General features: G+C 75.9%; 8 protein-coding genes. 3 read left to right on the top strand and 5 right to left on the bottom strand.

All coding sequences use genetic code 11. From position 1 onward, the window contains the following. Window positions 1-82 precede the first annotated feature (82 nt). On the bottom strand, window positions 83-457 hold the full coding sequence (locus IFT45_RS16495) for a hypothetical protein (protein ID WP_056058571.1): 375 nt from the start codon (window positions 455-457) through the stop codon (window positions 83-85). Window positions 458-668: 211 nt separating this feature from the next. Between IFT45_RS16495 and IFT45_RS16490 the strand changes: the two genes are divergently transcribed. After that, a complete protein-coding gene (locus IFT45_RS16490) occupies window positions 669-962 on the top strand; it encodes a hypothetical protein (protein ID WP_192129523.1) in 294 nt (97 codons plus the stop codon). A 61-nt stretch (window positions 963-1,023) separates the two neighbouring features. Here the strand turns inward: IFT45_RS16490 and IFT45_RS16485 are convergent, their stop codons facing one another. After that, window positions 1,024-1,983, bottom strand: a complete 960-nt coding sequence (locus IFT45_RS16485; RefSeq protein WP_185230914.1) for an AraC family transcriptional regulator — start codon at window positions 1,981-1,983, stop codon at window positions 1,024-1,026. 143 nt (window positions 1,984-2,126) lie between these two features. Here IFT45_RS16485 and IFT45_RS16480 point away from each other — a divergent pair, with 143 nt between their 5' ends. After that, a complete protein-coding gene (locus IFT45_RS16480; protein ID WP_192129521.1) occupies window positions 2,127-2,624 on the top strand; it encodes a glutathione peroxidase in 498 nt (165 codons plus the stop codon). A gap of 64 nt (window positions 2,625-2,688) precedes the next feature. Here IFT45_RS16480 and IFT45_RS16475 read toward each other — a convergent pair whose 3' ends face one another. The 3 genes from IFT45_RS16475 to IFT45_RS16465 form a co-directional block, all read right to left on the bottom strand. Then, window positions 2,689-4,086, bottom strand: a complete 1,398-nt coding sequence (locus IFT45_RS16475) for an FtsX-like permease family protein (RefSeq protein WP_192129520.1) — start codon at window positions 4,084-4,086, stop codon at window positions 2,689-2,691. After that, window positions 4,083-4,754 (bottom strand): ABC transporter ATP-binding protein, encoded by a 672-nt coding sequence (locus IFT45_RS17385; protein WP_056059283.1) that lies wholly within the window; start codon window positions 4,752-4,754, stop codon window positions 4,083-4,085. Before IFT45_RS17385 ends, IFT45_RS16475 begins: the two co-directional genes overlap by 4 nt. A gap of 274 nt (window positions 4,755-5,028) precedes the next feature. Further along, window positions 5,029-5,577 (bottom strand): hypothetical protein, encoded by a 549-nt coding sequence (locus tag IFT45_RS16465; protein ID WP_192129516.1) that lies wholly within the window; start codon window positions 5,575-5,577, stop codon window positions 5,029-5,031. Window positions 5,578-5,845: 268 nt separating this feature from the next. On the opposite strand from IFT45_RS16465, the gene IFT45_RS16460 reads away from it, so the two are divergent. After that, window positions 5,846-6,466: a MarR family winged helix-turn-helix transcriptional regulator gene (locus IFT45_RS16460; protein WP_056058554.1), complete on the top strand. Its 621-nt coding sequence runs from the start codon at window positions 5,846-5,848 to the stop codon at window positions 6,464-6,466. Window positions 6,467-6,748 lie beyond the last annotated feature (282 nt).

Below are 6,748 nucleotides of genomic sequence, written 5' to 3'. Positions count from 1 at the left end.
CGATGGAAGGCCCGCCCTGCTCGTGCAGGGCGGGCCTTCCGTCGTCGGGGCACCTGGTCGCGGGTGCCGGGGCCGGGCCGGCTCAGCCCTCGGGCGAGCTGATCTCGACCGGCGTGAACTCGTCGGCCTCGAGGGGCACGAGCGCGACGGGGCTGCCGCCGCTCGGCGTGGTCACGGGGTCGGGGCCCGAGATCAGCAGGCCACGTCGGCCCACGTCGGCGACCAGCGCCTCGTCGGTCAGCTCGTCGCCGTGCCACGGCTCGTGCGAGACGAGCATCTGGCTCGACGGGCCGAGCAGCAGCTGGAAGCGACGCTCCTCGCCGTCGACGTCGATGCCGGGCAGGTCGACCGAGTCGGAGCGCCCGCGGAGGGCGAGGGCGCGCGCGTAGGCGACCACCGCCTCCGCGATGTCGTCGCCCGTGACCACGTGGCCCTCGACGTAGTGGAGGCGCTTCACGGCTGGGCCACGGCCTGGGGTGTCTGCATGCCCCTCACGCTACGCGCGGATGGTCGTGAGCCCCCGGCCGTCCGACGACGGCACACCCTGTTCGCATCGGGGACGACCAGCCTGCCTGGTCCGGTGCCGCCTCCCTAGGTTGAGGAGGCGCCGTCGCACGACGTCGCGCACGACACTGCGAGGCTGGCCGATCCTCGAGGAACGAGGAGACGTGAGCACCAGCACGACCACGACCACGAGCGACCCGGCCTCCGCCCCGCTCCCGGGCGCCGCCGAGCTCGCCGCCGGGCTCGACGAGGCCGCGAGCAGCTACGTCTCCGACCCCGAGACCCGGCCCGTGCGCATCCAGGGCTACCCGAAGCGCCGCCCCGCGCGCGACGCGCGCCTCGCGGTGGTGCCGCCCCTCGGTCGGCGCCGGTCGGTCGCCGCCGGGCCCTCGTACGGCGACTTCTTCACCGAGGCCTCCCCCGCGGCCGCGGGCGGCTCCGTCGACGCCGGCGCCTGACGCCCGACTCCTGGCGCCCGCCTGAGGGCGGGCAGCCGCCCCACCCGCCTCGCCCCGCGACCTACGCGCGCTGCAGCGTGTCGCGCGGGTACTCCCCGAAGCGCTTCACGTACGCCGCGCTGAACCGCCCGAGGTGCGCGAACGCCCAGCGGCGGGCCACCTCGGCCACCGTGACGCGGTCCGGCGACCCGGCCCGCAGCTCCTCGTGGACGCGCTCGAGGCGCACCCCCCGCAGGTACTCCGTGGGCGTGGTCTCGAGGTGGCGGCTGAACGACTGCTGCAGCCCCCGCGCCGTGAGGCCGGCGTGCTGGGCGACGTCGGCGGCCGTGATGGGCAGGTGGGCGTGGGCGTGCACGTACTCGACCGCGCTCCGCAGCGAGGCGTTCCGGGGCGCGAGCAGCGCCTCCGGCAGGCTCGTCGACGAGTGGCTGAAGGTGTCGAGCATCGCGACGGCGGCGAGCCGGGCCATCTCGGCGCGCATCATCGGCGCGATCTCGCCGCCGAGGTAGGTCTGGGCGATGAGCCGCACCGTGCTGTTCCAGGTGCGGAGCGCCGCGGGCGAGGGCGGCACGGAGTGGTCGAAGTGGAGCGAGCCGGGGGCCGCGCCCTCCCGCTCGGCGGCGACCTCGTGCAGCAGCACGTCGTCGACGTGCACGAGGTTCTGCTCGAAGTCGGCGTAGCGGAACGAGAACGGCCGCCCGTGCGGGAACATCACGGGCACGCCGACCTCGATGTGCACCTCGTCGCGCCCGAGGTCCATCACGGCACGGCCGCGGCTCAGCCACTGGACGATGTGCTCGCCGGGGGGCTCGATCGTGCCGGTGATCTCGCCGGAGAACTTCGAGGTGCGGAGCGTCAGGTCGGGGTCGCCGGTGGCGGAGTGACGGTACGAGAAATCGAGCTCCGTCGCGCGCGCGACGAGCCCCGTGCCGTTGTAGCCCTGCTCGAAGACGGCGACGGCCTCGTCGAGGTCGGTGCCGGCCGCTTCGATGCGGACGCGATCGTCGCCCTCGTCACCCATCAGACACGAGTGAACAGCGAGGGAGGCGCGGGTGACAACTCGGGGAGGGGGGCTTGACCGAGGGGGCCGCGCCGTGCATGCCGCACAGCCCGGTCGCAGCGAGCCCTCCGGTGGCGCCCGGCCCCCGGGCGTACGGTCAGCCCATGACCACTCTGGACGACATCGACCTGACCACCCTCCGCGGCGAGCGCACCCGCTTCGGGGCCTTCACCGACAAGGTCGTGCTGGTCGTGAACGTCGCCTCCCGCTGCGGCCTGGCGCCGCAGTACGAGAAGCTCGAGCAGCTGCAGCGGACCTACGGCGAGCGCGGCTTCACGGTCGTGGGCTTCCCCAGCAACCAGTTCCTGCAGGAGCTCGGCTCGGCCGAGGCGATCGACGAGTACTGCTCGGCGACCTGGGGCGTGACCTTCCCGATGATGGAGAAGGTGCGCGTGAACGGCAAGGCGGAGCACCCGCTCTACACGGAGCTGAAGAAGACGCCCGACGCGGCGGGCAAGGCCGGCAAGGTGAAGTGGAACTTCGAGAAGTTCGTCGTCACCCCCGACGGGGCGGTGCACCGCTTCCGCCCGACCACCGAGCCCGACGACCCGGCGGTCGTCGCGGTGATCGAGGCGGCGCTGCCCGCTCCCGCCGGGGCGTAGGCCCGGGCCCGGCCGGTTCGGGCCCGCGCTCGGGCCCGCGCTCGGGCCCGGGCCCGGCCTCCGGTCAGGCGACCGCGGTGGCCACGACCGGGGGCACCGACGTCGCCCGGCGGGCGGGCACGGCCGACGACACGAGCGCCAGGGCCGCGGCGGCGACCACGAGGGCCACGACGAGCCCGACGGGCACCTGGGGCACCACGAGCTCGCCGGCCGCCGAGCCGAGCAGCGACTGCGCGCCCGCCCAGCCGTAGACGACGCCGAGCAGCAGCCCGAGCAGCACCGCGGCGACGGTCATCTGGGCGGCCTCGAGCAGCACCATCAGCCGCACCTGGCGGGCGGTGGCGCCGAGGGTGCGCAGCAGGCCGAGCTCTCGGCGGCGCTGCAGCACGCTGAGCGACACGTCGTTGACGAGGCCGACGGCGGCGATGAGGGCCGAGAACCCGACGAGCGCCGTGACGACGAGCAGGGTCGTGCTGAACAGCGCGTCGAGCTCGGCGAAGTACTCCGGGTCGGCGGCCGTCATGCTCTCGATGACGGCGCGCAGCGTGCCGAGGGCGACCGCGAGGGTCGAGACGAGCGTGACGCCGATCACGATGCCGACCGTGGCCCGGGTGCTGCGCTCGGGGTGGCGCACGGCGTTCTCCGCCGCGAGCCGGGCCACGGCGCCGCCCCCGGCGAGCCGGCCGACGCCGCGCAGCGCGAGGGGCATCACGAGGTGCGCGCCGACGACGACCCCGGTGAACGACACGACGCCGCCGAGGAAGGCGACGACGACCCCGGTCGCGTCGGCCAGGCCGGTCACGACGCCGGCGGCCAGCAGCGCCCCGCCGGCGACGACGAGGGCGGCGCTGACGACGGTCCGCAGCACGCGGCGCGGGGCCTCGTGGGCCGGCGACTCCTGCGCGGTGCCGATCGCCTGCAGCGGCGTGACCGCGAGCACCTTCCGCGAGCCCACCCAGGCCGCGGCGAGGGTGGTCGCGACGACCACGACGGCCGGGGCCAGGGCGGTGGCCGACACCACGGAGTACGGCAGGTCGGGCAGCGTGCCGCGGCCGACCAGCACGGCGACCGCGACGACGACGAGCACGCTGCCGAGCACGGCGCCGAGGGCGGCGCCGACGAGGCCGACGACGAGCCCCTCGCCCGCGACGGCCCGGCGCTGCTGGCGGGAGGAGGAGCCGAGGAGGCGCATCAGCGCGATCGTGGAGGTGCGGCCCGCGACGATGGTCGCGAAGGTGTTCGCGGTGACGACGGCGCCGACGTACAGGGCGATCCCGATCACCACGACGGCGACGACCCCGAGCATCTGGCCGACGGTGGCGCTGTCGCCGGCGACGGGGTCGGCGCGGAGGGCCTGGTCGAGCACCCGGGTCGCGCCGACGAGGGCGACGCCGAAGGTGGTGGCGAGGGTCGTGACGAGGATGCTCGGGCGGTGCTCGGCCAGGAGCTCGCGGGCGCTCACGCGGCGGCCTCGAGCTCGAGCATGACGGCGGAGACCTCGGCGGGCGTGCTGCGGCCGACCTCGTGCACGACGCGGCCGTCGGCGAGGAAGACGACGCGGTCGGCGTAGCTGGCGGCCACCGGGTCGTGGGTGACCATCGCGATGCTCTGGCCGTGCTCGCGCGACGCCGCGGCGAGCACCTCGAGCACGGCGCGCCCGGTGCGCGAGTCGAGGTTGCCGGTCGGCTCGTCGGCGAAGACCAGGTCGGGCCGCGTGGCGAGGGCGCGCACGATGGCGACGCGCTGCTGCTGTCCGCCCGAGAGCTGGTGGGGCCGGTGGCCGAGGCGCTGGCCGAGGCCGAGGGTCTCGACGAGGCGGTCGATCCAGGCGCGCTCGTCGGCGTCGGGGCGCCGCCCGTCGAGGCGGAACGGCAGCTCGACGTTGCCGGTCACGTCGAGGGTCGGCACGAGGTTGAACGCCTGGAAGACGAAGCCGACGCGGCGGCGACGCAGCAGGGTGAGGGCCGTGTCGTCGAGGTGCGTGATGTCGGTGTCGCCGAGCAGCACCTGCCCCGAGGTGGCGGTGTCGAGGCCGGCGGCGAGGTGCATGAGGGTCGACTTGCCCGACCCGCTCGGCCCCATCACGGCGGTGAACTCGCCGGCGCGGAGCTCGAGCGACACGCCTCGCAGCGCCTCGACCCGGCCGTCGCCCCGGCCGTAGGTCTTCGAGACGTCGGCGAGGCGGGCGACCGGCGCCGCGCCTCCGGCGGGGGCGGACGGAGCGGAGGAGTCGCGGGCCGGCTGTGCGGGGCGGGCGGCGGTGGGGTGCGTCACGAGGGGGCCTTCCGGGGAGGAGGTGGGAGGGGAGTCGGGGGGGCGAGGGCGGTGCGGGGCCGGGCGGGCGCGCGGGGCCGGGCGGGGGTGCGGGGTGCTGCGGGGTGGGGGGTTCGGGGTGCGGGGCGGGTCAGCCGCGGAGCGTGCCCGAGCCGTCGTCGCCGGGGACGGGCTCGGCGGTGGTCCAGCCGAGCCAGCGGTCGCCGACCTGCGCGGTGACGCGGCCATCGCCGCAGCTGACGAGGCCCGTGGCGGGCAGGTCGTCGGGCAGCACCTCGGGCTCGAGGGCGGGGCCGCCGAGGTCGCCGTCGACGGGCTCGCAGGCCGTGAGGTCGACGCCGTCGGCGCTGGTGAAGCTGATCTCGTAGCCCGGCTGCGAGGTGTGCAGGCGGACGTCGATGTCGCGGGCGTCGGAGGGCACCCACTCGGGCAGGAACCAGGCCACGTCGTCGGAGTTCGACGGGCGGGGCGCCTCCCCGGCGGTGTCGAAGTGACGCTCCTGGACCGGGGCGGAGCCGACGGCGGCGAGCGCCGCGTCGGTGATCGCGGAGCAGCCGGTGAGGGCGACCACGGAGACGGCGGCGGAGGCGACGAGCGCGAGGCGGGCGGCGCGGCGGGCGGGGCGACGGACGGGGCGGACGGGGCGAGCGGCGGGGCCGGGGGCGGAGGTCTTCTGCATGGGATCCATCGTCGCCGCGGGGCGGGGACGGCCGACATGACGGCACCACCCGGAGCGGGACGGGGGTTGTCCCCCCTGCCGGCGCCGCGACTCCCCGGCGTCCGCTGCGTGCCCTCGGTGACCCTCCCGGGGCCCGCGCTGCCGGGCCGCCCAGTAGTGGGGGTATCTCGACGGTCGAGATTCACGGAACATGAGAGGCACGAGGAGGCCACGGACGGCGTCCCCACCCCGACCGGGCGCCGACAGGCCGCCCCCAGACCGGAGCACCATGACGATGACCACGGCCACGGACGGCCAGACCTCGACCACCCTCCCGGCTCCCGACGCCGCCTCGCCCGTCGACGAGACGGAGCTCGGGCACGACCCCGAGCTCGACCCAGAGCTCGACCCCGAGGTCGACGAGGACCCGCTCGCGGCCCTCGACCGGCCGCCGTTCTCCGAGGTCGACGCGGAGCTCGACCTCGACCGCCTGCTGAACTCGTTCCGGCTGCTGATGCTGCACCACTCGCGGGTGCTGAGCCACCAGGGCGGTCAGCACGGGCTCGGGCTCACCGACCTGCGGTTCCTGTTCTACGTGTCGGCCGCGGGCGACGCGGTGACGCCGAAGCGCGCCGCGGAGTACCTCGAGCTCTCGAGCGGCGCCATGACGAACCTGGTCGACCGGCTGATCGACAGCGGGCACCTCGACCGTCGCCCGAACCCGGGCGACCGTCGCAGCGTGATCGTCAGCCTCACCGAGGAGGGCCGCGCGGCCGCGATCGAGATCGCCGGCGTCTACCGCCGCTCGTTCAGCGAGGTCTTCAGCGCGCCGCAGTACCGCGGCATGGCGGACGCCTTCCTCGACTTCGGTGCGGCGCTGGACCGCAACGGGGCGCTGCCCTCCGAGTAGTCGGGTCGCGTCCCCGCCGCGCCGCGTCCCCGCCGCGCCGCCACCGCGCCGCGTCCCCGCCGCGCCGCGTCCCCGCCGCGCCGCGCCGCCACCGCGCCGCGTCCCCGCCGCGCCGCGTCCCCGCCGCGCCGCGTCCCCGCCGCGCCGCGCGCCGGCCAGCACGAGACGGTCCAGGAACGTCGATCCACTCCGGAGTGGAGGACGACCCCCGGTGGAGGATGAGCGGGTGCCTGCTCCTCCACTCCACAGTGGAGAACGACGCCGACGGAGGACGCCCGCGTT

Origin of the sequence: Frigoribacterium sp. CFBP 13707, from assembly GCF_014842245.1 — a bacterium.
GTDB lineage: Bacteria > Actinomycetota > Actinomycetes > Actinomycetales > Microbacteriaceae > Frigoribacterium > Frigoribacterium endophyticum.
The sequence above is the reverse complement of the archived record's forward strand: the minus strand, read 5'-3'. Positions and strand labels throughout refer to the sequence as shown.

Excerpts from the sequence above, each read along its gene's own strand:
- IFT45_RS16485 (WP_185230914.1), bottom strand. The coding sequence starts at position 1,983 with ATGGGTGACGAGGGCGACGATCGCGTCCGCATCGAAGCGGCCGGCACC.
- IFT45_RS16480 (WP_192129521.1), top strand. The coding sequence starts at position 2,127 with ATGACCACTCTGGACGACATCGACCTGACCACCCTCCGCGGCGAGCGC.
- IFT45_RS16465 (WP_192129516.1), bottom strand. The coding sequence starts at position 5,577 with ATGCAGAAGACCTCCGCCCCCGGCCCCGCCGCTCGCCCCGTCCGCCCC.
- IFT45_RS16460 (WP_056058554.1), top strand. The coding sequence starts at position 5,846 with ATGACGATGACCACGGCCACGGACGGCCAGACCTCGACCACCCTCCCG.